Raw genomic sequence first — 23,736 nt, forward strand, 5'->3', positions numbered from 1 at the left:
CTATTGTGGAAAGGGTCTCTTTTGCTTTTTTCCGGCAGGACTCCTTTTACCACTTGAAGCTTTCTTCCTGTACTGTATTGTGTTCCCAAGCTAATACGAAGTTGCCATTTTTTCACATTATCGGTATGCTAAAAATAGACAGAATAATCAGATATATGAACCTATTACATTTTATAAAGGAAGGGAGAATATGCATGCAGAACTTTGGAAATCAAGTACAGTTCCGTTTATATCAGACGATGCATCAACCGGATCCAGATCGCCTTCCGGTAGTGTGTGAAGAGTGGGAAGAAAAAGCCAGGGAAGTTTTACAGGAGGGTCCCTATGATTATGTGGCAGCGGGAGCAGGGGCTGGCAAAACAATGCAGAACAACCTTAATGCTTTTAATCGTTGGGAAATCATACCGAGGATGCTTCGAAATGTGGAACAGCGAGATTTAGACATTCAGCTATTTGGCGATACATACCCATTTCCCGTCCTCCATGCACCGATAGGAGTACAATCGATCATCCATGAGGACGGGGATTTAGGTTCGGCAAAAGCGTGTGCAGAACTAGGTGTGCCGTTTATTGCGAGCAGTGCTTCGACGACGCCGATGGAGAAAATTGCTGAAGAAATGGAAGATGCACCACGGTGGTTTCAGTTATATTGGAGCAACGATCCGGATATCGCAGCCAGCTTTTTACAACGAGCAGAAGCTTCCGGTTACTCGGCAGTCGTAGTGACGCTGGATACCCCGATGATGGCCTGGCGCGAAAAAGATCTGAAGAATGTTTATCTTCCATTCTTGTTAGGAGAAGGTGTCGGAAACTACTTTACGGACCCGGCATTTTGTGCCAAGCTGAAGAAATCACCACATGAGGACCCGGAAGCGGCGATCAAGCTATGGACCCAAGTGTTCGGAAATGCTGGCTTAACATGGGAAGATATTGCCTTCTTGAAGGCGAATACGAACCTGCCGATCATATTAAAAGGGATTCTTCATCCGGAAGATGCTAAACGCGCGCTGGAATATGGAGCGGATGGCGTAATTGTATCCAACCATGGCGGTCGACAGGTAGATGGGGCAATAGGAGCACTTGAGGCATTGCCTGGAGTTTGCAATGTTATCCAGGATAAGATTCCTGTCCTGATGGATAGCGGAATCAGGAGAGGTTCCGATATTATCAAAGCAATGGCTTTAGGAGCGAAGGCAGTACTCATAGGGAGACCGTGCATGTATGGTCTGGCGGCAGCTGGACAGCAGGGGGTAACAGAAGTAATGCAGAATATGATTGCTGACCTGGACATCACGCTGGCATTGACTGGGGAGAGTTCTATAAAAGAACTCAATTCAGTTATTCTAAGAAAAGCAGAATGATAAAAGGCTAACACAAAACAGCACTGCTACTGCTATTTTGTGTTAGCCCTTTTGGTATTATTTTCGCATATGGAAATTGGCGTTCAACTGACCACGGAGCATTTCGTCGCGAACTTCCTGTTTTTTTATTCTTCATATCCTGTTTGATTTCAAAAGTCTGGACCCTTCTTCCCGCTTATCTGCGATTTTCATCAGAAGCTCTATATCTGAAACCTTTAATAAAGGTTTTTTAAGTAAAAAAGCTCCCCTGTAGAAGGGGGGCTTCGTCATAATCAACGTGGATAGTTTCGATAAAGGATAAACAGCAATCCTAACATCACTATATCTAAGCGTGCATGGAACAAAGCTTGTACAAATCCCCCGTGCAAGGCTGGAACTTTTGTCAGTAAAATAGCTGCAATGATAATAAACATTAAAATAATAGCACAATTTTTCACATACCTATCCATGATCAGCATGACACCGGCTGCCAATTCTACTGTAGCGACCGCATACATCAATTGCACCGGGCTTGGCAGTCCCAGATTTATAAATACATTCTCCAGGTCAGAGTTGAGCAGCTTCATTAATGCGGATGTGATAAACACAAATGCTACTAAATAACGGATCAATTTCATAGTCGTCATCGCCTGTCCCCCTTAGTAAGAGACTATGCACGCCGGTGACAGACAATGACAAGCTTTTATGGGGGCTGATTTCCATTAGTGGTGATGGTCTGCACCTTCTTCTTCGGGAGCTGCATTTTTAAGGAACCAGTTCTCACCTATAAAAATCAAGATTATGAATACTACTGATACCACAACTACCAGTAAGTCGTTTGCGATTTTTACCCAAAGGAAAGCCCCTAGAACAATGGCATCCAGAATCAGCGCGGAAATTACAATGCCAGAGTTGGCATTGACCTTATTACGTAAATGTTTGTACACGCCCCAGTGGACGATCATATCCATTACGAGATATAGGATTGCCCCCATCGATGCGATCCTGCTCAAATCGAAGAAGATCGTCAAGACCATCGCAAAGACGATGGTGTATACGAGGGTATGTTTCTGGATCCGTCCTGGCATGCCAAAATGTTTATGAGGGATCAATTTCATGTTCGTTAACATTGCGAGCATCCGCGATACAGCAAATACACTGGCAATGATACCGGAAATGGTAGCGATGATCGCGATAATTACCGTAAACCATAGCCCAAGGTCACCGAACGCAGGACGTGCTGCCTCTGCAAGGGCGTAATCCTTCGCTTCAATGATTCTGTCTAACGAAAGGTTGGTTGATACCGCCCATGCCAAAAGCAAGTACACGACCAGACTGATTAGAATGGAAATGACGATAGCCCGGCCGACGTTTTTCTTTGGATTTACGATTTCGGACCCACTATTGGTAATAGTTGTAAACCCTTTGAAGGAAAGAATCGTCAACGCCACCGAGGCGACGATGGTAGTGATCGTAGTGTCAGGTGCATTGCCCCCAGTGGTTGCAGGAGAGAAGGAAAAACCGGCTACCCATAAGCCGCCGATGGCAAAAACCGCAAGTCCTGCAATTTTCAATAAAGAGACGATGGAAGTAAATGTCTGGATGAATTCATTCCCAGATATATTGACCAGAAAAGCAAATGTGAGCAAACCTATTCCTAACAAGGGAACGAGAAAGCTTGAATTGTCGATCTCAAATAATTGTAGGGTATAGGTGCCGAAAGTTCTTGCCACCAGGCTTTGGTTGATCACCATGGAAAAAGCCATTAACAAAGCAGCGGAGGCAGTTAATGTTCCCTTACCGTAGGCTTTTACCAAAAACATGCCGATGCCGCCAGCTGATGGGAATTCATTACTCATTTTCACATAAGAATAAGCACTGAACCCTGTCACAATTCCCCCGGCAATAAAAATAAGCGGAAACCAGGATCCGCCCAGTTCTGCCACTTGACCGAGCAGTGCAAAAATCCCCGCGCTGATCATAACACCAGTCCCCAGGCCGACTGCACCAATCAAAGATAAACTATTTTTTCTATAATCCGACATCTATGACACCTCCCAATGTTACTTCTATTATTTCACTGTTTATTTTGCTTACCCGGAAAGTTTGCAGATTTTATGCACATACTCCAAAACAAAAAACAGAGCTGCCTGCAGCAGCCCTCTTATACTATTTCTTCTTTTTTAAAGACCGATTCTATACCAAAACGTCCTTCTTCATATCAATGGTATTATACTCCCCCGATGAAATGGTTTCGCTAGTCAGCAAGGCTTCTGGCCATTTTTCTTTTATTTTATCGAAGGTGGCTGCGAAATGCAGACCGTGCTTCTTCGTAACTGTTAGGGATCATGAACTACCCATCCTTTCCGATATGCCGCAATGAAGGATTATCAAACTACGAACTGTTTCAACTACCTATGTAATGAGGGGGCAGTCTGTGATAAAAGAAAGGAATGTTCAAAGAGCTCCATTTTGTGAAAAGTTGCGGGTCTTGATTATAATAGGGTTAATGAAGATTGAAGGAGGTTATATAGTGAAGGAGAAGGTTCAGCTACATAAAGACGCATTTTTGCAAGAGTTGGAGGAGTTTTTGAAAATCCCAAGTGTCTCCGCTGTGGAAGCTCATAAAGATGATGTAAGAAAAGGAGCGGAGTGGGTAGCCAAGTCACTGGAAAATATCGGAATGGAGCATGTGGAAATCATTGAAACTGACGGTCATCCAATTGTCTATGGGGACTGGCTGCATGCAGAAGGCCGTCCTACAGTTCTTATTTACGGCCACTATGATGTTCAGCCACCGGAACCGATAGAATTATGGGAGACCCCGCCGTTCGAACCTGTGATTCTCGATGGCAAAATTTTCGCCCGCGGAGCAACCGATGACAAGGGCCAGTTATTCCTGCATATCAAAGCGTTGGAACTGTTGAAAAAGGAACATGGCACCCTGCCGGTGAATGTGAAGTTTTGTATCGAAGGGGAGGAGGAAATTGCCAGTCCGAACCTTGGTCCATTCATAGAATCCAATGCGGACAAGCTCACTGCTGATGCCGTGCTGGTTTCGGATACCTCTTTTATTGAAAAAGGCCAGCCGGCGATTTGCACCTCACTGCGCGGAGCGTTGGCGATGGAAGTCCAGGTGAAAACAGCCAACTCCGACCTTCATTCCGGCGCTTATGGGGGAGCGGTACCAAATGCGGTCCATGCGTTAGTGCGCCTGCTCGATTCTTTGCATCAAACGGATGGAAAAATAGCGGTCGAAGATTTTTATGAAGGTGTGCCAGAACCGACGGAGCAATTGCGGAAAGAAGTGGCCGAAATTCCTTTTGATGAAGAAGAGATGAAACGGGAATTGGGTCTTGATGCATTGTTTGGAGAGTCTGGGTTCACCTTCCATGAACAAACCGGCATCCGGCCGACCTTGGAGATCAATGGCGTGTCCGGCGGCTATCAGGGAGAAGGGATCAAAACAGTCATTCCAAAAGAAGCGAGCGGCAAAATCAGCTGCCGGTTAGTCGGAGACCAGGACCCTCAGCGGGTTTACGAATTAATCGGAAAGCATTTAAAGAAGCACAAGCCAACCGGTGCAAAGGTGACCACGAAACAATTCATCCAGGCCAAGCCGGTCGTGCTGGATTCCCAGGATCCGATGATTCAAAGAGCAGCTGATGCTTATGAAAAAATTTACGGCGTTCGTCCGTTATTCCCGAAAGAAGGCGGCTCAATCCCGATCGTCGAGGTGTTTGCCAGAGTACTGGAAGCACCGGTCGTACTGATGGGATTCGGTTTGCCAACGGAAAACCTTCACGCACCGAATGAACACTTCCATCTCGATAATTTTGAAAAAGGGATCGAGACGATCTGCGAATACCTTCAATCTTTTTAATTACTGTACTAATACAGAATATTTTAAAAGGCGTGTCGTAGCAATGCATTTGATTTTACGCATCACCCTTATCGTTTCCGGGTTCATTACATTATTTCTTGGCATCCTCGGCATTATTCTGCCGTTGTTGCCAACGACGCCATTTTTATTGCTGTCGGCCGCCTGTTTTGTCCGGAGCTCGGATCGGCTGTATCACTGGCTGATCACTAATAAATGGTTCGGCAGGTATATCCGTGATTTCCGCGAAAAAAGAGCGATTCCCATGAGAGCAAAAGTCATCGGTGTGACTGTTTTATGGGTATCAATGCTGTCCTCTGCTTTTCTTTTCGTGGAACTATGGCTGATCCGGGTACTGATGATTCTGATTGGTGCCTTCTTCACCTATGTGATGCTGTCATTCAAAACACTAAGATAACAAACGTAAACGTTGCTGTTTACGTTTGTTTTTTATTTTTTCCGCCTTATCCCCGCTGCCTTCTTACTTAACGTGCAAACCTTCTGCCCTGTCTCAAAAGTGTTCTGACTTATCTCAATAAACTTCTTTCCTAACGCAGTCATGTTCTTACTTAACGCCATGTGAAGGAGGAATAGAGAACTTTCTTCTATGAAAAAACACCTATGTCATAGACTAAAGCACTAATTAATAAAAAATTCTGAAAAAACGGTTGCATTTTTTGACCAAACTATATAGACTGTATCATAACAGTTAATCAACTTTATTTTCTGTATTATAAAAGGAGGAGTTAACATGAAAAAACAGAATGAACGAAACAGCGGACACCATTGCCCGGAGTGCGGTACACCAGTAGGGGATCACAGTGCGATTTACTTTATGGAATGTGAGCATTGCCTGGCTAAAAGTGAAGAGTAAATTTTTTTATCGTGTCTGTTATATAATAACGATTTAATTAGAGTTATGTATTATAACAAAATGTGCGGGCACAGATTCTGTCCCGCCCCATGAATCAATGAGCAACACCATTTATATATAACCATTTCTTTAAGGAGGAGTCAGATTTATGAAACAAGAAAGAATTGAGAATTTGAAGGCACAATGGCAACACGAACGTTGGGAAGGGATTACACGTCCATACGAACCGGAAGATGTCATCCGTCTCCGCGGGTCGATGGACATTGAATATACATTAGCGAAAAAGGGTTCGGAAAAATTGTGGAAGATGCTGAATGAAGAGGGCTATGTCCATGCGCTGGGAGCCCTGACCGGCAACCAGGCAATGCAGCAGGTGAAAGCAGGACTGAAAGCCATATACTTAAGTGGCTGGCAGGTGGCGGCAGATGCCAACTTGTCCGGTCATATGTATCCCGACCAAAGCCTTTACCCGGCAAACAGTGTGCCGCAGGTAGTCAAACGAATCAACCAGGCATTGCAGCGTGCTGATCAGATCCATTTCATGGAAGGTAAGGAGGATATTGACTGGTTCGCACCGATCGTTGCCGATGCCGAAGCAGGGTTCGGTGGTCAGTTGAACGTGTTTGAATTGATGAAAGGCATGATCGAAGCAGGGGCATCTGCGGTTCACTTTGAAGATCAGTTGTCTTCCGAGAAAAAATGCGGTCATCTGGGCGGGAAAGTATTGCTGCCAACGCAAACAGCGGTGCGCAACTTGATTTCAGCGAGGTTCGCAGCTGATACGATGGGTGCTCCAACCATTATTATTGCCCGTACCGACGCCAATGCGGCAGATATGATTACGAGCGACCTTGATCCATATGATGCAGAATTCATGACCGGCGAACGGACAGCAGAAGGATTCTTCCGCACAAAACCAGGTATAGAACAGGCGATTTCCCGCGGCTTAGCTTATGCTCCGTATGCTGACCTGATCTGGTGTGAAACTTCCGAGCCGAACCTGGAAGAAGCGCAACAGTTTGCCGATGCCATCCATGCGAAGTTCCCTGGAAAGCTTTTGGCTTACAACTGCTCGCCATCGTTCAACTGGAAAAAGAAGCTGGATGACGAGACGATCGCCAATTTCCAGAAGGAGCTTGGCAAAATGGGTTACAAGTTCCAGTTCGTTACACTGGCAGGTTTCCACTCCTTGAACCATGGCATGTTCGAATTGGCACGCCAATACAAAGACCGCGGCATGGAAGCTTATTCCGAGCTGCAGCAGTCTGAGTTTGCCAGCGAAGACCACGGCTACACTGCTACCCGCCACCAGCGCGAAGTCGGAACCGGCTACTTTGATGAAGTTGCTCAGGTTGTCTCCGGTGGAACATCATCGACGACTGCGCTGAAAGGTTCAACCGAAGCCGATCAATTCACCGAACGAGAACTGTCTCCTCAAAAATAACTAGCAAAAGGGTGTCGGCTGCGGCACCCTTTTTACATGTGCGATTTGGGATGATAATTGTGCATCCTCACGTGTTAACTGTGCGAGTTTTCCAGATAACCGTGTGCCCTCTAAAGTTAATCGTGTTAGTGTTGCAGCTAAACATGCAACCTCCACCATAAACTATCTAATTTCACCCCTTATGTACCCCATGGCATTCACACAGTCTTTTTCAATGCAAATACTGCCAGAGCGATCGCGCTGAAGCCGCTGACGAGTTTTCCTACAATCATGGCGAAAACCATCTCCTGATTGACGCCGGCGACAAACCCTAAATGCCCACCGAATACAAACGCCCCACTGACCGCAAACGCAACATTGATAACTTTTCCTCTCGGTTCCATCTCCTTCAGCAAAGCCAGCATTGGGATACTATGTGCCAGCGATGCGATCAGTCCAGTCGTAGAGGTATCACTGATACGCAGCCACCCGCCGATTTTTGCTAAGTATTTATCAAAAACGCGGGAGATGAATGCAACCATCGGAAAGGCGCCGGCAAGGAAAATAGCGAGCCTGCCAACAATCTGAATTCCTTCATCGAGAGGAGTTAAATTGGGAATGACGACGATTCCGGTCAACGTTTCGACAGCGATCGCGGTGAGTCCAATAATCGCCAGGCTTTCCACACCTTTGCCGAACCAGGAAAATCCGGCAATCATCATCGAGGGCTTCTTCCATAACCCGATCGCAATTGCGATAGAAAAAATAACCGTAGGCACCAGGTTAATGAGAATGATAGCCAGGTCAAGCCCCGCTACCATAGCGCCCGTGAAAGCACCGACCGGTACCGTGATCAGACCGAGGAGAATGCCTTTTGCAAAGTAGGGATGGTCCTGTTTTTTTATGATTCCAAGCGCGACAGGAATGGTAAACACGATCGTCGGGCCCATCATCGTGCCGAGGAATACCCAGGCGAACAGTTCGGCATCCGGGTGCTGCGACATTTCGGTTGCGAGCGAGTAGCCACCCATATCGATGGCCAGGATTGTATTCGCAAAGGTAGCCGGATCAGCCCCGATCAGTCCGTAAACCGGAGCGATGACAGGGGTCAGGAATGTTGCTATTACAGGTGCCAGGGAAATGATACCGACCATGGCAAGTGTCAGGGAGCCCATCGCCATGAACCCTTCTGTGAAACGATCGCCGAACCCGAACCGGTTGCCGAGAATTTTATCGATGGCTCCTAAACAGAGGAACCCGATTACAATCAATATGATAATGTCATTGATTCCCATCTGCTATCTGCCCTTTCATTTCAGGTTAATTCCTATCATAGTAGAGGAGTGGGCAGAATAGAAGCTAAAAGAACTTGACATGCCGGTTTCCGGGCAGAGATCTTTTTTTAAGCTGGAATTACTATTTTATAAGACATATTTCATTTGATATTGGATGCTTTCTGGTGACGAGGGGTCACTTTTTGTGAAAATTTATAGGTGGGCAGTGATATGTTGCATAGGCTATAAAACCAGCAAAGCCTTTAAATGTTGTCCGGAAGACTAGGATGCTCCTCCTGAGAGAGCTCCCTCACTCAAAAGTAAGCCCCTTTTGTTGTTTGAAACTATTGGTGTAAAGGGTGTATTCATTCAGTAGCTCATCTAAATACTGAGATATTTTTACGATTTCAGGATAGTGATCATCCGTTATATATAAGTGGTACAATTTTTGTCTTTGTTCTTCAATTTTTTGTTCTAATTCGGCTTTTTCCATCTTTTTCCCTCCATTTCGTTACATATTTCGTCAGAGAAATCTTCCAAACGGGGGTGGAAAAAACTTCAAATTGAAGCAACAGAAAAAATGGTGAGGCTTTATTTTTTCTTTTACAGCTGATATGATTACTAGCACAATACTTTCTGAAAATTGTATACAGATTCTTATCGAGAGAGGTCGAGGGTATGGCCCTGTGACACCTCAGCAACCTGTATGATTACAAGGTGCTAATTCCAGCAAGTTGAAAAACTTGAAAGATAAGAAGCGGCGAATTCGATCACAAAGTCTCTTCTTATTGGAAGGGACTTTTTTTGATACTTTAAAAAGTTTAACTTTGTAAAAGGATTAAAGTATAAAAAAAGACTAATGCTTTCGCCACAAGTACTTGGCGACAAGCCGATTTTTTCTAAGCAGAGGAGAGGATTAGAAGTGGCAGAAACAAAAACAATAATAGCACCATTCCGTGGGGATCATGTCGGGAGTTTCCTCCGACCGGAGCGGCTGAAGAAAGCACGCCAGCAAAGAGAAAACGGTGAAATCCCTGCAGAAGAATTGACGAGAATCGAAGATGAAGAGATTATCAAGCTCGTAGAAAAACAAAAGAATGCCGGTCTGCAGTCCATCACAGATGGAGACTTCCGCCGTGCCTGGTGGCATTTTGATTTTCTCGAAAATTTAGTCGGCGTCGAGGGGTACGAGCCAGCGTCTGGCATCCAATTCAAAGGCGTGGAAACGAAACCTCATTCAGTCCGTGTTGTAGATAAAGTCGATTTCAGCGACAAGCACCCAATGATCGAACATTATAAATTCCTTCACTCGCTGGTAGGGGAGAATCATACCCCTAAGTTCACGATTCCGAGCCCGAACATGTTGTTTTTCCGAGGTAATATCAACAAAGAAATCTATGAAAATGAAGAAGAATTGCTGAAGGATTTGACAAAGGCCTATCAAAAAGCAATCCAGGCATTTTATGATGCGGGCTGCCGTTACCTTCAGCTTGATGACACATCCTGGGCAGTGTTTTTCTCGGAAGAAGGGCAAAAGATGATTCGTGATCGTGGGCAGGAGCCAGATAAATTAAGGCAGCTATTTGTCCAGGCCATCAATGCGTCTATTGCCGACAAGCCTGATGACCTCATTATTACGATGCATATTTGCCGTGGGAATTTCCGCTCCACCTATACAGCATCAGGAGGTTATGACGCCGTTTCCGAGACATTATTCAGTGAACTGAATGTCGATGGATTGTTCCTTGAGTATGATGACGATCGCTCAGGAGGGTTCGAGCCGCTTCGTTATGTGAAGCGGGATGATCTTCGTGTGGTACTTGGATTAATTACGTCTAAATACGGCGAGCTCGAAGATAAAGACCGCATCAAAGCGAGAATTGCGGAAGCGAGGGAGTATGTGCCGTTAGACCAGCTGTGTCTCAGCCCGCAATGCGGTTTCGCCTCCACCGAGGAAGGCAATATTCTTTCCGAAGCGGAACAATGGGCGAAAATCAGGCATGTTATTGAAATCGCCGACGAAGTGTGGAATTAACCAGAAAAGCCAGCCACTAGCATGAGTGGCTGGCTTTTGTTATTCGGTAAGAAGTGGATAAAGGAGCGAAACTTTAATTAGGCGCAAAAAAGTAAAGAGGTACGAACAGGCAATCAGTCCTCCTGTGAAGAATCAATTTCAGCGTTCAGCAGCTCAATTAGTGCCTCCACTTTGCTTTCATCTGTCGCAGCAGCGTAAATCTGTTCAAGCTGGTCACGCAATCGCTTCGTTTCCTGTAAAATGACGATGCCGTTTTTCATATAAGACTTATAGCTGCGGTTTAACTCCATGATCGCGGTCGCGTAATTTTCGTCTGTGCCGGAGGTAACGGCTTTTTCGTAAATATCGATGATTTCATCGCTGTCTTTCTCTGGAAAGTATTCATGTGGGTCGGTGCTGTCAAAAATACAGAAACCCAGTTCACGGATGACCACCATATCCATGCTTTCCGGGTCAAATCCGCAATGATACATTTCGATATCAAAGCCGAGCTCCTCCGCTTGGGCAGCGATCTTTTTCAATAACGTAGACTTTCCTGTCCCTGCCCGACCTTTGATGAAATAGCGTTTATCCAAATCTTCGGTAAGGTTTTCGATATAGTCCATCACACCTTGAGGAGTCGATGCACCAAAAAAGCGGTGCTTGATGACGGCTTTACGGCCCGTTTCTGTTATCCCCCCGAAGAATTGATCGTTAAGCTCGACAGCCAGCTGGTTGGCTTTGGCGAAATCCATCTGATTAATGTAAATCTCCTCCAGGCCATCGTGAATGTGCAGACCAGTCGCAAAGGAAGCATGTGCCGCAGAAAACTCGTTTTCAATTTTTTCTTTCAGACCGAAGATTTCATCTTCCTGATTGACCAGCTGATCTGTATCGATAGCAGTATCTGTATCGATGTCTTTCCCGGCACCATCGTATAAGTCACTGTCCACGAGTCCGATTTTCATTTCCGGTAAAATGACACCGTCCAGTTCCTCCGGGTCTGATGAACGATGAATCAGCTCGACCGCCATGCCTTTTTCCTGTGATGCATCTGCCAGCTGCTTCATAATCTTTGATTTGACAGCTGGAGAGGTTCCGTTCAGTTTATACACCAGGCCGATACCCTGAAAACAACTATCATACAATGTGTAAAATCCTTTTGCCGTATGGTCGCCGGCGAAATAGTGGAGTACTTTTCCCTTCACATTAACACGCTCCCCGATTAGTCTCTTTTCCCTGTATAATAAGCTATGCAAAATACGTTTATAGGTGAGTGTCTAGGAGGATTCCTGTGTCATCAGTCGAAGTAGTTAGGGAATGGAGGAATTCTATGAAATTGACACATGTACGATTGCTTGTCGATAATTACGAGGAATGCTTTTTGTTTTACCGGGACACCCTTGGTTTTGAGGTTACCTGGGGAGATGAGTATTCGAATTATGCTGACTTTAAGGGATTAGGAGATGCGACATTAGGACTGTTCGAGCGAAAACAGATGGCTGAAGCGATCGGGGGAATCTATGATCGTGATGCGGAAAGCTATGATACTACGACGCTCGTTTTCAAGGTTGACGATGTCGAGGAGGCCTATCACCATTGGAAAGAGAAAGTTTCCTTTATCACCACACCGACGGAACAGCGGGACTGGGGAATCAAGGTCGTCCATTTCCGCGACCCGGCAGGAAACTTGATCGAGCTTTACGAACCTATCCCAGGTTCGATATAAAAAGGAGGATAACAATGCGTATCTATATCACCAGTGTGTTTGTGAAGGATCAGGCGAAGGCGTTGCAATTTTATACCGAGGTACTTGGGTTTGAGAAAAAAATGGACCTTCCGGCGGGAGATTTCCGCTGGCTGACGGTGGTTTCACCGGAAGGGTCGGGAGCTATCGACTTATTATTGGAGCCGAACCTTCATCCAGCGGCAAAACAGTATCAGGAATCGATTTACCGGGAAGGGATTCCTGCGGCGTCTTTTGCTGTAGATGATATCTATAATGAGTATGAACGACTCGAGGGGCTTGGTGTGAAATTTACAACCAGACCGACGAAGATGGGAGGATCGATGGTTGCTGTTTTCGATGATACATGCGGTAATGTGATCCAGCTAGTTCAGGGATGACAGGTAAAATTCATGTCTGGACCTAATTCCATTTGATCCGGCCGCGTATCCACGCTACACATACCAGGAATAAGGGTAAAATCAATTGCATCGGCACATGTACATAATAAGGGATGACCTGCAGCCCTATATTTACATGTTCCGTATATTCGAGACCTATAAGAAATGTAATGATGATCAGCAGCAACCCTGCACTAATCACAACTACCGGGCGTTTGGAGCGTGGAATTTGAAAAAGTCCGTGCAGCCCGATTATAGCGGCATAGAAGAATAAAGTTATTTTAATAAAACCAAGGATAATCATCGTGATGATAACAATCGGGTCCATTCGCTGGATGATATCCTGGATATTAACAAGTGAAATGGTTTCTAACAAAGGGATGGCTACTATTTTAGCTCCTTCCGAACCGAGTACGGCTAAAATAGTGATAGAAAGCAACGTCAGTATTATTCCGCTTACGATAATACCTAAAACCCCAACTTGTTTCCTTTTATAAGATGATATCAGATACGGAAAAAACATCATGAATACAATCATTTCACCAAACGGGAAAGTGATAGTTTGGGGAAACACGGTTGAAAATATCGGTTCCCAGCCCTTATCCAAAACAGGGAGTAAGTTCCTGAAATCAGGCAGGCCGTCTAAATACACAAAAGCGAGGAATAGTGTGCCTGAAAAAATGACCAATGGATAAAACATTTCGGCAGTCCTTGCAATCACCTCCAGCCCTAGAATGGATGCCACACAAACCATCAGGGTAAAGACAATAGTAATAACAATAAAAGGGGTTTGCCTTAATATAGTAATTTGCATTAAGTTAGTGAAATCGCCCAATACACGTGATGCTAAATAAAAGAAATAAATGATATAGAAAAAAGCTAAAATAGGGCCTATAAATGGTCCGGTGATTTTAACGATGGCTTCAGTAAGAGGCAAAGCAGGGTAATAGTTGGATAAATGGGTAAACAGGAGGTACAGCAATAGGCCACCAATCATACTGAACAGGATAACCATCCAGGAATCCTGGTTAGCCTTGAAGGTAAATCCTAAAACAACAGCGCTTCCCATTTCGAATAGTACAATCAATACAAATAGTTGGAATGCACTGATTTTTTCTGTTCCCATCATTAAACCTCCCTTCTAACTATTATTTGAGGAAATAGATTTTCCCCTTAGTCTTCCTATCACTGATAATAAAAGAGGGTAGACAAAACCAAACGTAAGTGAAAACCACAGCCAGGTTGTTTCGTTCCAATCATTTGCATAAATAGTGCTTGGATAAATGATCAAGGACAAAGCAATGGTGATTAGCCCCATGGGAATCGTGATGGAACGATAACTTGTTAGTCCGATGGTCTGAGCTAAAACCGTAACCGAAGCGTAAAAGTACATCGATAATTTGAAAAAGATTGTCAAAATCCATGAAACAGCTATAATCACTTCAGCCCGTTGAATCAAACCTTCTATATTGAGGCTCTTAGCAATGACATATGTAGGGTAGGACTGGTTTGCAGTTACTCTTACCCCTAAAACGGTTGTAGTAATAAACGTAATAGCTACGATAAAAAAATAAGCACATACATATCCTAATAGTATCTTTGGAAGCATCCGCTTTTTTTCTGATACATACTTTGGAAAGACCATGAGCAGAACTATTAAAGGTAATACGGAAACACTGATATCAAAAGCTGCCCCCTCACTAATCTGTTTAAAGCTGCTATCTAACAACGGTTGAATTTGTTTGATTTCTACTGATGGGATACTGAAGAGATAGATAATGGATAGTAAGGTGACTATATAGGGGAAGAAAATTTCCGCTGTTCGACAAATCGTCTCAATTCCCAGCTGGATTCCATATACAACGGCAAACATGACAAGGAAGTGAATAACCAGCGCTGGAGTTCGTACTATAATTTGCGTTACTAAGAAATTGCCGACTGTCCAGAGCACAGAGGCTGCCGAGATCAGTGCAAAATAGGAAAACAATAGGGAAACAGCTTTTCCAAGCCACTTGCCTAATACTAGTTCACTGATATCAACGAGATTACGCTCAGGGAATTGCTGGCTGATTATCCAGAATAGCACAATAATAACCAAACCGGCCCCCATAGCCACAAGTGCGCTTATCCAAGCATCATTATCTGCAGATGCAGCCAGACTTGCGGGGGAAAGGAGAATGGATGTGCCGATGATAAATAAAATCATTAGCAAAATAAATTGTCTTAATGTTATCTCTTCCTTAACCAATCCATACACCTCCATTCTCATCATGCGAACCATTGCTTCCATAGACTGCTAAGCGGATGATAGATATAAGCAATTCCGTCCAGGGGGGTGGGTATAGAAATACCAAAACGATACAGCATGAGACCTGTCGTTCCGATTGCCCATAAAATAATATAGGTCGCCATATCTTTTACTGATCCCTTTTTACGTAAGCCTTTGAGCCCTATACCTGACCACACTAAAATGACCATCAAAAGTATTAACCACATAAGGTTTACTCCTCTAACTCTTTTTCGAATGAATCAATGGTAGTACCAGTACGCTTAATCTGTACCTTAGCGTCCAGTGTCACTTCAATCTCCGGGAAAATGGTGTCCCATTCTTTTTCGATTGATTTCCAGTAATGCTTTTCCTGGCGGTGAATCAAGTCCCCGAAACCGAAAATATCACTCTGTAGATCTTCCTGAGCTGCATCAATCGATGACTGCATGAGCTCAACGAAAATTTTTTCGAATTGCTTTTCGATTTTAGCCACTTCTGCTGGTTTGGATAAATCGAGGGCACATTCTACATCAGCAATTGCTGCTTTCACATCGATGGAGACAGAAACTTTTGGATGCTCGCCTTTTACATCAGCTTTCATTTTGTTGGTGGCATTAAACAGTTCTAAAGTAATTCCACCCTGCTCTGGATTTTTGCAAGGGGCATATTCTGCGGTGCTTTTTACGTTTCCCAGAATATAGTTATAGCCTTTACTCTCCTCTTCGTTTAGCCAACCAACCAGCCTGTCACGCTTGAATACAGCAAGTTCATCCACACGTATTTGTGCTGGCGAATCTACTTTTTCCACATTTGTAAGTTTGCTGCCTTCCTCAGGATTCCCCACTACTCTAAGGCCTGTCAGTACAGCGTTATTTCCTTTCGATATCATAGTAGAGATCACATCGCTGATTTGAATGGATTGAACCGCCGACCAATTTTCCTCTGATGTATTGATAGAAGAGTAGGTTTTTTGCGCCGGAATTCGTTCTAACGGTGTCAGCACTTTCAAAAGGTCTTCGGCTTCCATATCTTTAGCTACTGTCAAATAGAAATCTGTCCGCATTTCATGATCCCTCGATAAAAAGTCCAACACTTTTCCAATTCCCTCCGCTGCCATTTCCTCACTGAAGACGATGTTTCTTATATGGGACATGTAAGCCTGGCGAGGGGTAAGGGTTGTCAGTCTCCGGATTGTTTCAAACATGGAATCCCCAACCGCAGTATAAGTGGAAACGGCTGTGCGTGTTGTCATTTGTTTCGAGGAAACTTCACTCGGGTTGATGACCTGGATGGTCAGTTTGTATTTATCATCGACTCTATCTATACCTATTGCGGTTGTGATTGCTATTTCATTCAATTCCCGCTTACTCCAGCACCCTGATAACAGCATCAGGCATACACTGGCAGCTATAAGAAAAAACCATCGTCTTTCCATCATTCTTGTTCCTTCCTTTGGTTCAGGCGCTTGCGCTTCTCTGGTTTGGGCGCTTTTGCATCTTCACGATCCATATTGCTTTGGTTGATGAGCCGAGGTCTTGTAGTCAGTTTCCAACGCGGGAAACGAAGGATGGCATCTTTTTGATCAGCACCAATAAACGGCGCCATCGGTGAAAGGTAGGGAACACCGAATGAGCGAAGGCTTGCTAAATGCAGCGTTAAGATTATCAAACCAAAGAGGATACCGAATAATCCCAATGTTGCCGCCAAACTCATAAACCCGAAGCGCAGCATCCGAATCGATATTGCAAAATTGAAGCTGGGTGAAACAAAGCTTGAAATAGCTGTCAACGAAACGACAATGACCATTGCTGATGAAACAATACCTGCTTCCACAGCCGCTTGGCCAAGTACCAGAGCGCCGACAATCGAAATAGCAGACCCGACTGCTTTTGGCAGGCGAACTCCAGCTTCCCTGAGAATTTCAAAAGTTATCTCCATCAGTAAAGCTTCTACAAATGCCGGAAATGGGACACCCTCACGCTGTGCTGATAAGCTTACTAGAAATGAGGTAGGGATCATTTCCTGATGATAAGTGGTCAACGCGATGTACACGGACGGTGTAAGCAAGGCCAGAAAAAATGCCATATAACGAATCAAACGAATCAAGGTAGAAAAGTCGGCACGCTGGAAGTAATCTTCTGCTGACTGAAAAAATTGCACAAATAATGCCGGGACAAGCAGGACGAATGGGGAACCATCCACGACGATGGCGATTCTTCCTTCCAGGATACCAGCTGCAATCGTGTCGGGCCGTTCACTGTTGTACACCGTTGGAAAAGGTGTATACGTTTCATCCTGGATCAATTCCTCTACATAGCCGCTGTCTAAAATTGCATCGATATTGATTTTATTCAATCGGTGATATACTTCTTTGACGACCTTCTCATCGGCTACTCCGTGCAAGTAAACGACCGCTACATCTGTTTTGCTCTTGGATCCGATCGGTTTGCTGCGAATCCACAGGTTCGGGTCTTTAATTCTTCTCCGCAGCAGAGCTGTATTGGTCCGGAGTGTCTCTGTAAAACCTTCCTTCGGGCCGCGTACGACCGATTGGGTCGAGGGCTCCTCGACGCCTCGTGACTCCCAACCTCTCGTATCGATCGCCATTGCCTGAATGGAGCCATCCAGCATGACGACGGTATCCCCTGATAAAACATGAAGGAACAATTTCTCCATTGTATCGATATCCGTGACATTACCGCCAGTCATCGCATAATCTTTGATCAGCTGATATGCTTTATTTCCGTTTTCCTCTATATGTTTTGTTTTGTAACGTTTACTTTTATGTGCTGGGGCGTCTAAAGGAGTTTTTCTTATTTCAGACATTAATGTATCAAGAATGAAATCATGAACAAGCTCATTATTCACTAGTCCAGAAGTGTAAAGGACAGCTATATCCATAGAACCGGTCTGACCGGCTTTGAATGTGCGGATGACAATATCTGTACTCTCACCGACTGTCTGTTTGAAGTGAGTGATATTCTGTTGCAATGATGGATAGAGCTTTATAGTAGTGCTGTTCTCCTGGGGGTTTTGACGTTTAGAACGAAAAAATCTCGACATGGTAAGCAACCCCTATTCTCTATAAAAAGGAATAAAATGGTATATATAAATTTCATATATAACCATCCTTACCATCTTTTTCGTAAGCTATACTAATGATGAGGTATTACCATTTTATGGGATTTAATAAGAGGTTAAGCAGAAACTGATTTTTCTCTAATAGTCCTGGAAATTATGTATGATATCGGAGGTAATGCAAACAATACCTTGGTATTCTAATTTAAAGGAGAGATGATTGTATGAATCAGCAAGCAGCACAACAAACACTTCAGCAAATCGCTCAAATCGCTCAACAGCTGGCCCAACAAGAACAACAAAACGCACAGCAACTTCAAGCACAGCAGCAAGCACAGCCACAGCAAGGCGGAGCTGCTATGGGCGGACAGCAGCAACAAATGGCTCAAAAGGAACAAAATGCAGCACAGCAATTGCAGCAAATACAACAACTTGCACAACAGTGTCAGCAACAGCTTAACCAGTAATAACTAAGATCCCGGCCTGCCGATATACAGTAACGGCAGGCTGTTTTATATACATAATGAATGGTAACGAAGATAGTGTATTAATTTATCTTTTTCAATGGCCAGAAAAGAACACGGCGAGACTTTGCATAATGAAAGATAGGGTCACCATATAGAGAGTTTTCTGGGAGAAAAGCAGTCACGGTTTCTGTTTCAATTAATGCTTCCGCGTCATAAATTTCCCAAGGAAAGTGGTGGATATCACCTTGAATCAGGGTATCACCTTTCCCTTGCCATAAAACATACCGCTCCAATAGCCATTCCGTAAGACTGCCTTCTTGTGGTGAATAACGATCGGAAACCGGCAGATAACTTCCACTGAAATTCCGATATTTATTTGTTTTACGTACACTTGATAAATGAAAACTGCCACTTTCTTTCGTCATTCGCATATCAGCATAGAAATAAGGCAGCGCTAGTGTCCGAGCGCCCAGAACAGCCGGAAGCAGGTTTGCATCTAGACTGAAAAAGTAAACCCCTGGCTGTTGATGATAGCGGACATAGGTGCGAACATTTAATTCCAAATAAGAATGGAGGAAGGGGATTTTTGGCATAGCCCGTCCGTGCATACCATTTACTTCAAAAGGGACGATACTAATCCATGCCTCGCCATCATACGTGTCCAACTCTAAGGCCTTAGGAATAAATTCAGCAACAGCCTCTTTAGAAACTCTCAAATGCATGAAAAGCAGGTGGTCCCAACTTTGGCTCATCAGCCATGGTCGATCGGGGATAGGGGTTGAGCGATGGTCGATCTGCTGTAAAATATCCTGATACAAAGAAATCTCCCTTTCCTTATTAATGTTTTTAGTTGACACTACCCTATAGATGAACAGGACCAAACCCTTGCGGAGAAATAGGATGTTCTATTAGAATTACAAACTTTTTACAATCTATTTAAATGGCTGAATCTAGTTTATATAATTCGACAACGTGTTATATAAATAAATGTAGAGAGGATTAGCATCCCCTCAAAACTATATTTGGAGGTGTAGCATCATGGCAGAGAACACTTATAAGACAGGTGAAAAGGCACCAGAAAGCGGCACTTACAAGGTAGATAGTTTAGTCAATGGTGGCAATGCTAGTCAAGATGACACAGAAGTAAAGGTGGAGAAAGGCGATCAATTCCCTCCTTCTCCAGGCAGCAATGAAGCAGCTTATTGGAAGAAAGTCTCATAAGAAACTATAGACCATGGACGACCCCTTGAGTTATTCAGGGGGTTGTTTCTTTATTTGATAGTATTTTCTTCTCTTTTTTAATGGTAAAAGGAAAAAGATGAATGAACGCAAATGTAACCAGTAGAGAGGAGCAGGTTTATGGGAAAATCGAAGCAGTATTAAATAATTACTTCCAGGCATGGAATGATAGTTTTGTTAGTAAAAGTGGAGAAAAGATACGAGTTTTCATGTCGTTGGCTACTGGCCTCATTCCAATCTTGAGCAACCTGTTCAATACAACTATGATGGTTACGACCTGGATGCGGTGACTGAAAGAAACAATGGAGAAGAATACCTTGTGCTAGGTAGGGAAGTCAACTGGATAAACGGGGATCCATACCCTGCTCAGTGTATGTTTGTTTGGAGAAAAGAAGGCGAGGAATGGAAATTAGTAAGAGAATATATTGAACTGGAGCGATAATATATAAAAAAAGGGAGCTTTTCCAATAAGGAAGCTCCCTTTCATCATTAGTTACGGTTAGCTGTTGTTTCCTTCATTCGGTCACTTTGCTTGCCAGAACTGAAAGGGTCCGGAATGTGCGGCCGATCTACATCAAATGGAATGGCAGGTGCAACACTTGGCTGGCCAAGTTGTCCCCACATTCTTTCTTTTGAGCCATCGAACGTTCCGGTTGAGACAGTCCCCATCGGGATTCCGTTGATCTCAGCTTGTGAATCAATCCAGTAGGTGCTGTCCTGGCCATCCTGGTCTTCAGATAATTTAATCAATGTCTGGGCATCGATTTTACCTGTAGCTTGCTCCATCAGGTGAGTGGCACGGCTCAACCGTTCTTCGGTTGATACATACCAGCTCCAGTCGTTATCTTCCAGGTTGTCCATATCCAGCGCTTCATACTGTTCCATACCGTCCAGAATATAATGGTTGGTATGTACCATTACTTCATCTTCTACCCATTTGACAGCGGTCGCTGTATGAGTCGCTTCGACGAATGCTGCCTCATCGCTATCCGCAATACCGTAGTTGGAACCGGATGAACGAGGAATTTCTTTGATAAATGCGACTGCATCAGCGGCACCTTCCGCATTTTCTAATGCGAGTCGGATGACGTCAAGATTCCCGTAGCCTGGCCCTCGATCCCATGTATCCAGTACGTTGTTGCCGACAGAGACGCCATGTTCATTGATTCCCATTGCGATTCCAGTATATCCCGCGCTTGTAATTCCGATGAATTTCTCTCCATTTTCAGGCTCCACTTGAACGACCACTTGCGCCGCTCCACGCATGGCATCCCGGTTTTTATGGTAAAAAGCGCTGCCTGATTTAGTCGCTTCCCCGTTAGCTAAGACAGTGGTGCATCCTTCCGCAAGGACATCTTCTCCTAAAGCATTAAAAGCGAGCAAGTCATCATAGCTCACATCCGCACTTTCAGCCATCGCTTTCAGCTGGTCGAGCTGCTCCGGGTTTTCATTTCTTAAAAAATTCTCGTACGTAGCTGTGGTTTCAGCATAGTCCATATCCAACTGGATAGCAGCAGCTGTCTGCTTGAATAAAGTAATATTCTGTTGGATTTCTTCTTTTGCCAGCTTGCCATATTGCTTCCCGATTTCTTTCGCATTCCCTTTTAGATAGATGGTCGGGTCTTCGTTGGCATTGGCGCCATTCCCACCGAAAGGAAAAGCAGTCAACATAAGTACTAAAGCTATTGTTAAGATTTTCATGAAGCCTTTCATCTCACCAGCTCCTTCTTGTGAATTTATAATCTATTCTATTGATTAGCGAAGGAGATGGAAGGGGTTTGGAAGAAAATCTATCAAACGTTCTATAAAAGATAGTACTTTTTCAGGAAGAGCGTATTGAACTATTTAGTAACAAGAAGGAATGTCTAGTACAACAAGGATGCTGTCTAGTATTACAATAGATGCTTTAACTAATAAAAACGCCATGTCCCTTGCAGGAGACATGGCGCCAATTTTACATGTTATTATTTGAACCAGCCTTTTTCCTTAAAACGAGATATGGCTTCGATCCGGTTGCCGACTTCAAGTTTATCCAAAATCACGGAAATATAATTACGGACGGTGCCGGGGGTGATATACAGCTGCTTTGAAATTTCTTTCGTGTTTTTCCCATCAGCCATCAGCTGGATGACTTGGACTTCCCGTTCCGTCAATGGGTTTTCATCACCATAAGCGAGATCCACCAGCTCCGGAGCATAGATGCGCTGACCTTCCATGATTTTGCGGATAGAAATTGCCAGCTCCTCACTTGGGCTGTCTTTCAGCAAATAACCGCTTACGCCCGCTTTCTGTGCCCGCTCAAAATAACCGGCTCTTGCGAAGGTAGTCAGTATGATGATTTTACATGGATGATCTTTCAGTTCTTCCGCGGCCTCGAGACCAGTTTTTACAGGCATTTCGATATCCATGATACATATATCCGGATTGTGTTTCTTTACCAGCTCACAGGCTTCTTCCCCGTTTTTGGCACTTCCGATGACTTCCATGTTCTCTTCCAGGTCAAGCAGTGAGCCAAGGGCTCCTAACAGCATTCGCTGGTCCTCGGCAATGACAATACGAATCATCCCGATTCCTCCTGTTTCGTTTGTTGAATTACATTTGGTACTTCAATATGAAGGGTGGTTCCATTTTCTTTAGATGAATAAACTTCCAGGCTGCCGTTAACGAACTCCAGACGTTCTTTCATCCCTTGAAGGCCATGTCCCTGGGTAACATCCCTTTCTTTAGAAACCCCGGTTCCATTATCTTCAACTGTAATCTTTGTTTCTTTTGGTGATTGTTGAATGATAATACGGCAGATGGTTGCTTTACTATGTTTGACGACGTTGGTGACGGCTTCTTTTAAGCTCATACTCAACACGTTTTCTACCAACGGCGGAGTATGGTGGAGTTCCGCATCTCCTTCAAGTTCAAACTCGATCTGCGCCGCTTCCAATAATTGCCGGACCCGGATGGTTTCTTCCTGGAGGTTTGCGCCCTTCATGTTGGAGACCATTTCCCGAACCTCTTTTAAAGCAGTACGTGCTGTTTGATGGATATCATGTATTTCATTCTTTGCTACCTCAGGCTTCATATCTATCAATTTTCCAGCCAAATCACTTTTCAAACCAATTAAGGATAGCTTTTGTCCAAGTGTATCATGTAAATCCCGTGCAATCCGCTCTCGTTCCTCGATGACTCGTAATTGGGAGATCCGTTTGTTAGCATCCTCGAGCTTTCCTTCCAAGTCGATTCGTTTGTTTCGATAATAAATCGTGAAAGGAAGCAGAATAACACCAAGCACGCTGATGATGATAAATGGAAGATGTGGAAATAGCGATTCATTCTTAAAGATGAAAACAAAAGTTGTTGTCGCTACTGTCGTACTTAGATGGACGATATACAAGGTCAGAAAACCCGCTTTACTACGGATATTTCCAATGAAAAAAGCCAGGAAAAGCGAGAAATAAATATAACCGAAAAGGATGGTCATGACGATGTTGATTGCCATTTCGATGCTTACCCAAACGTAGACCATCCAGTTGTCCGCAATAAAAGAAAGGCGATAAGCTAAGAAAAACAACAAAACCATGAAAATACCGGAGACAATATCCAGCGCTGATGAAGAGCGGAAGATAAAAAAGAACGGCAGCCCACAAAAGATAATCCACACATAGATGCTGAGTCCTGTATTTTTCGGGATGATATGATACCAGTTCTGCATAATGTCCTCCTTATTTTTGACTCCGAAATGATTATAGCTTTTATTTTA

General features: G+C 44.1%; 26 protein-coding genes and 1 riboswitch. Of the genes, 12 read left to right on the top strand and 14 right to left on the bottom strand.

The annotated features are described in order from the left end of the window. The first annotated feature begins 194 nt into the window (after positions 1-194). Positions 195-1,361 carry a lactate 2-monooxygenase gene (locus BLV00_RS03100; protein ID WP_093042299.1) on the top strand — a complete coding sequence of 389 codons (1,167 nt, stop codon included), beginning with the start codon at positions 195-197 and terminating at the stop codon, positions 1,359-1,361. 272 nt (positions 1,362-1,633) lie between these two features. Here the strand turns inward: BLV00_RS03100 and BLV00_RS03105 are convergent, their stop codons facing one another. After that, complete coding sequence (locus BLV00_RS03105) at positions 1,634-1,987, bottom strand: DoxX family protein (protein ID WP_093042301.1); 354 nt, start codon at positions 1,985-1,987, stop codon at positions 1,634-1,636. 75 nt (positions 1,988-2,062) lie between these two features. Continuing rightward, the gene (locus tag BLV00_RS03110) at positions 2,063-3,385 is read right to left on the bottom strand and encodes an APC family permease (protein ID WP_093042303.1); all 1,323 of its coding nucleotides are present in this window, start codon (positions 3,383-3,385) and stop codon (positions 2,063-2,065) included. A gap of 488 nt (positions 3,386-3,873) precedes the next feature. Here BLV00_RS03110 and BLV00_RS03115 point away from each other — a divergent pair, with 488 nt between their 5' ends. The 4 genes from BLV00_RS03115 to aceA all read left to right on the top strand — a co-directional run bounded on the left by BLV00_RS03115 (position 3,874) and on the right by aceA (position 7,538). Further along, complete coding sequence (locus BLV00_RS03115) at positions 3,874-5,223, top strand: dipeptidase (RefSeq protein WP_245728784.1); 1,350 nt, start codon at positions 3,874-3,876, stop codon at positions 5,221-5,223. 43 nt (positions 5,224-5,266) lie between these two features. Beyond that, positions 5,267-5,638 carry a YbaN family protein gene (locus BLV00_RS03120; RefSeq protein WP_093042305.1) on the top strand — a complete coding sequence of 124 codons (372 nt, stop codon included), beginning with the start codon at positions 5,267-5,269 and terminating at the stop codon, positions 5,636-5,638. Positions 5,639-5,971: 333 nt separating this feature from the next. Beyond that, complete coding sequence (locus BLV00_RS22475; protein ID WP_281242970.1) at positions 5,972-6,094, top strand: hypothetical protein; 123 nt, start codon at positions 5,972-5,974, stop codon at positions 6,092-6,094. A 148-nt stretch (positions 6,095-6,242) separates the two neighbouring features. Beyond that, the gene (aceA, locus tag BLV00_RS03125; protein WP_093042307.1) at positions 6,243-7,538 is read left to right on the top strand and encodes an isocitrate lyase; all 1,296 of its coding nucleotides are present in this window, start codon (positions 6,243-6,245) and stop codon (positions 7,536-7,538) included. Between the two features lie 197 nt (positions 7,539-7,735). On the opposite strand, the gene eutH is transcribed toward aceA, so the two are convergent. Both eutH and BLV00_RS03135 read right to left on the bottom strand, forming a co-directional pair. Further along, positions 7,736-8,812: an ethanolamine utilization protein EutH gene (gene eutH / locus BLV00_RS03130; protein ID WP_093042309.1), complete on the bottom strand. Its 1,077-nt coding sequence runs from the start codon at positions 8,810-8,812 to the stop codon at positions 7,736-7,738. Between the two features lie 289 nt (positions 8,813-9,101). Next, the gene (locus tag BLV00_RS03135) at positions 9,102-9,284 is read right to left on the bottom strand and encodes an aspartyl-phosphate phosphatase Spo0E family protein (protein ID WP_093042311.1); all 183 of its coding nucleotides are present in this window, start codon (positions 9,282-9,284) and stop codon (positions 9,102-9,104) included. Between the two features lie 161 nt (positions 9,285-9,445). Next, positions 9,446-9,548, top strand: a riboswitch (SAM riboswitch). A 165-nt stretch (positions 9,549-9,713) separates the two neighbouring features. Between BLV00_RS03135 and BLV00_RS03140 the strand changes: the two genes are divergently transcribed. Next, a complete protein-coding gene (locus BLV00_RS03140) occupies positions 9,714-10,826 on the top strand; it encodes a 5-methyltetrahydropteroyltriglutamate--homocysteine S-methyltransferase (RefSeq protein WP_245728786.1) in 1,113 nt (370 codons plus the stop codon). A gap of 113 nt (positions 10,827-10,939) precedes the next feature. On the opposite strand, the gene BLV00_RS03145 is transcribed toward BLV00_RS03140, so the two are convergent. Continuing rightward, positions 10,940-12,013: a PRK06851 family protein gene (locus BLV00_RS03145; protein WP_093042315.1), complete on the bottom strand. Its 1,074-nt coding sequence runs from the start codon at positions 12,011-12,013 to the stop codon at positions 10,940-10,942. A gap of 125 nt (positions 12,014-12,138) precedes the next feature. Here BLV00_RS03145 and BLV00_RS03150 point away from each other — a divergent pair, with 125 nt between their 5' ends. Together BLV00_RS03150 and BLV00_RS03155 are read left to right on the top strand one after the other, a co-directional pair. Then, the gene (locus tag BLV00_RS03150) at positions 12,139-12,534 is read left to right on the top strand and encodes a VOC family protein (RefSeq protein WP_093042317.1); all 396 of its coding nucleotides are present in this window, start codon (positions 12,139-12,141) and stop codon (positions 12,532-12,534) included. Positions 12,535-12,548: 14 nt separating this feature from the next. Next, positions 12,549-12,932 carry a VOC family protein gene (locus BLV00_RS03155; protein ID WP_093042319.1) on the top strand — a complete coding sequence of 128 codons (384 nt, stop codon included), beginning with the start codon at positions 12,549-12,551 and terminating at the stop codon, positions 12,930-12,932. Between the two features lie 22 nt (positions 12,933-12,954). On the opposite strand, the gene BLV00_RS03160 is transcribed toward BLV00_RS03155, so the two are convergent. The 5 genes from BLV00_RS03160 to BLV00_RS03180 are packed head-to-tail and all read right to left on the bottom strand — an operon-like array spanning position 12,955 to position 18,264. Then, positions 12,955-14,058, bottom strand: coding sequence for a GerAB/ArcD/ProY family transporter (locus tag BLV00_RS03160; protein WP_176791304.1), 1,104 nt, complete (start codon positions 14,056-14,058; stop codon positions 12,955-12,957). Between the two features lie 15 nt (positions 14,059-14,073). After that, the gene (locus BLV00_RS03165; RefSeq protein WP_093042323.1) at positions 14,074-15,222 is read right to left on the bottom strand and encodes a GerAB/ArcD/ProY family transporter; all 1,149 of its coding nucleotides are present in this window, start codon (positions 15,220-15,222) and stop codon (positions 14,074-14,076) included. Beyond that, positions 15,201-15,428 carry a hypothetical protein gene (locus BLV00_RS03170; protein WP_093042326.1) on the bottom strand — a complete coding sequence of 76 codons (228 nt, stop codon included), beginning with the start codon at positions 15,426-15,428 and terminating at the stop codon, positions 15,201-15,203. Before BLV00_RS03170 ends, BLV00_RS03165 begins: the two co-directional genes overlap by 22 nt. Positions 15,429-15,433: 5 nt before the next feature. Continuing rightward, a complete protein-coding gene (locus tag BLV00_RS03175) occupies positions 15,434-16,639 on the bottom strand; it encodes a Ger(x)C family spore germination protein (RefSeq protein WP_093042328.1) in 1,206 nt (401 codons plus the stop codon). Then, positions 16,636-18,264, bottom strand: a complete 1,629-nt coding sequence (locus BLV00_RS03180) for a spore germination protein (protein WP_093042330.1) — start codon at positions 18,262-18,264, stop codon at positions 16,636-16,638. Before BLV00_RS03180 ends, BLV00_RS03175 begins: the two co-directional genes overlap by 4 nt. 239 nt (positions 18,265-18,503) lie before the next feature. On the opposite strand from BLV00_RS03180, the gene BLV00_RS03185 reads away from it, so the two are divergent. After that, a complete protein-coding gene (locus tag BLV00_RS03185) occupies positions 18,504-18,746 on the top strand; it encodes a hypothetical protein (RefSeq protein ID WP_093042332.1) in 243 nt (80 codons plus the stop codon). Positions 18,747-18,826: 80 nt separating this feature from the next. On the opposite strand, the gene BLV00_RS03190 is transcribed toward BLV00_RS03185, so the two are convergent. Further along, positions 18,827-19,564, bottom strand: coding sequence for a YqjF family protein (locus BLV00_RS03190; protein WP_093042334.1), 738 nt, complete (start codon positions 19,562-19,564; stop codon positions 18,827-18,829). 220 nt (positions 19,565-19,784) lie between these two features. Between BLV00_RS03190 and BLV00_RS03195 the strand changes: the two genes are divergently transcribed. The 3 genes from BLV00_RS03195 to BLV00_RS22300 all read left to right on the top strand — a co-directional run bounded on the left by BLV00_RS03195 (position 19,785) and on the right by BLV00_RS22300 (position 20,427). Further along, positions 19,785-19,967 carry a YjzC family protein gene (locus BLV00_RS03195; protein WP_093042336.1) on the top strand — a complete coding sequence of 61 codons (183 nt, stop codon included), beginning with the start codon at positions 19,785-19,787 and terminating at the stop codon, positions 19,965-19,967. A 101-nt stretch (positions 19,968-20,068) separates the two neighbouring features. Further along, positions 20,069-20,275 (top strand): hypothetical protein, encoded by a 207-nt coding sequence (locus BLV00_RS22295; protein ID WP_245728788.1) that lies wholly within the window; start codon positions 20,069-20,071, stop codon positions 20,273-20,275. Continuing rightward, the gene (locus BLV00_RS22300) at positions 20,272-20,427 is read left to right on the top strand and encodes a hypothetical protein (RefSeq protein ID WP_245728790.1); all 156 of its coding nucleotides are present in this window, start codon (positions 20,272-20,274) and stop codon (positions 20,425-20,427) included. Before BLV00_RS22295 ends, BLV00_RS22300 begins: the two co-directional genes overlap by 4 nt. Before the next feature lie 47 nt (positions 20,428-20,474). On the opposite strand, the gene BLV00_RS03205 is transcribed toward BLV00_RS22300, so the two are convergent. The 3 genes from BLV00_RS03205 to BLV00_RS03215 form a co-directional block, all read right to left on the bottom strand. After that, entirely contained in the window at positions 20,475-21,698 is a 1,224-nt protein-coding gene (locus tag BLV00_RS03205) for a C45 family autoproteolytic acyltransferase/hydrolase (protein WP_093042339.1), read from the bottom strand. A gap of 251 nt (positions 21,699-21,949) precedes the next feature. Then, positions 21,950-22,549 (bottom strand): response regulator transcription factor, encoded by a 600-nt coding sequence (locus BLV00_RS03210; protein WP_093042341.1) that lies wholly within the window; start codon positions 22,547-22,549, stop codon positions 21,950-21,952. Next, complete coding sequence (locus tag BLV00_RS03215) at positions 22,546-23,688, bottom strand: sensor histidine kinase (protein WP_093042343.1); 1,143 nt, start codon at positions 23,686-23,688, stop codon at positions 22,546-22,548. The genes BLV00_RS03210 and BLV00_RS03215 overlap by 4 nt, the downstream gene beginning before the upstream one ends. Between the last annotated feature and the right edge of the window lie 48 nt (positions 23,689-23,736).

It is taken from the genome of Thalassobacillus cyri (assembly GCF_900107755.1).
Lineage (GTDB): Bacteria > Bacillota > Bacilli > Bacillales > Halobacillaceae > Thalassobacillus > Thalassobacillus cyri.

Excerpts from the sequence above, each read along its gene's own strand:
- BLV00_RS03120 (WP_093042305.1), top strand. The coding sequence starts at position 5,267 with ATGCATTTGATTTTACGCATCACCCTTATCGTTTCCGGGTTCATTACA.
- BLV00_RS03210 (WP_093042341.1), bottom strand. The coding sequence starts at position 22,549 with ATGATTCGTATTGTCATTGCCGAGGACCAGCGAATGCTGTTAGGAGCC.
- BLV00_RS03155 (WP_093042319.1), top strand. The coding sequence starts at position 12,549 with ATGCGTATCTATATCACCAGTGTGTTTGTGAAGGATCAGGCGAAGGCG.
- BLV00_RS03135 (WP_093042311.1), bottom strand. The coding sequence starts at position 9,284 with ATGGAAAAAGCCGAATTAGAACAAAAAATTGAAGAACAAAGACAAAAA.
- aceA (WP_093042307.1), top strand. The coding sequence starts at position 6,243 with ATGAAACAAGAAAGAATTGAGAATTTGAAGGCACAATGGCAACACGAA.
- BLV00_RS22475 (WP_281242970.1), top strand. The coding sequence starts at position 5,972 with ATGAAAAAACAGAATGAACGAAACAGCGGACACCATTGCCCGGAGTGC.
- BLV00_RS03160 (WP_176791304.1), bottom strand. The coding sequence starts at position 14,058 with ATGGGAACAGAAAAAATCAGTGCATTCCAACTATTTGTATTGATTGTA.
- BLV00_RS03180 (WP_093042330.1), bottom strand. The coding sequence starts at position 18,264 with ATGTCGAGATTTTTTCGTTCTAAACGTCAAAACCCCCAGGAGAACAGC.
- BLV00_RS22295 (WP_245728788.1), top strand. The coding sequence starts at position 20,069 with ATGAACGCAAATGTAACCAGTAGAGAGGAGCAGGTTTATGGGAAAATC.
- BLV00_RS03100 (WP_093042299.1), top strand. The coding sequence starts at position 195 with ATGCAGAACTTTGGAAATCAAGTACAGTTCCGTTTATATCAGACGATG.
- BLV00_RS03110 (WP_093042303.1), bottom strand. The coding sequence starts at position 3,385 with ATGTCGGATTATAGAAAAAATAGTTTATCTTTGATTGGTGCAGTCGGC.
- BLV00_RS03205 (WP_093042339.1), bottom strand. The coding sequence starts at position 21,698 with ATGAAAGGCTTCATGAAAATCTTAACAATAGCTTTAGTACTTATGTTG.
- BLV00_RS03185 (WP_093042332.1), top strand. The coding sequence starts at position 18,504 with ATGAATCAGCAAGCAGCACAACAAACACTTCAGCAAATCGCTCAAATC.
- BLV00_RS03215 (WP_093042343.1), bottom strand. The coding sequence starts at position 23,688 with ATGCAGAACTGGTATCATATCATCCCGAAAAATACAGGACTCAGCATC.
- BLV00_RS03165 (WP_093042323.1), bottom strand. The coding sequence starts at position 15,222 with ATGGAAGCAATGGTTCGCATGATGAGAATGGAGGTGTATGGATTGGTT.
- BLV00_RS03195 (WP_093042336.1), top strand. The coding sequence starts at position 19,785 with ATGGCAGAGAACACTTATAAGACAGGTGAAAAGGCACCAGAAAGCGGC.
- BLV00_RS03150 (WP_093042317.1), top strand. The coding sequence starts at position 12,139 with ATGAAATTGACACATGTACGATTGCTTGTCGATAATTACGAGGAATGC.
- BLV00_RS03105 (WP_093042301.1), bottom strand. The coding sequence starts at position 1,987 with ATGACGACTATGAAATTGATCCGTTATTTAGTAGCATTTGTGTTTATC.
- BLV00_RS03175 (WP_093042328.1), bottom strand. The coding sequence starts at position 16,639 with ATGATGGAAAGACGATGGTTTTTTCTTATAGCTGCCAGTGTATGCCTG.
- eutH (WP_093042309.1), bottom strand. The coding sequence starts at position 8,812 with ATGGGAATCAATGACATTATCATATTGATTGTAATCGGGTTCCTCTGT.
- BLV00_RS03170 (WP_093042326.1), bottom strand. The coding sequence starts at position 15,428 with ATGTGGTTAATACTTTTGATGGTCATTTTAGTGTGGTCAGGTATAGGG.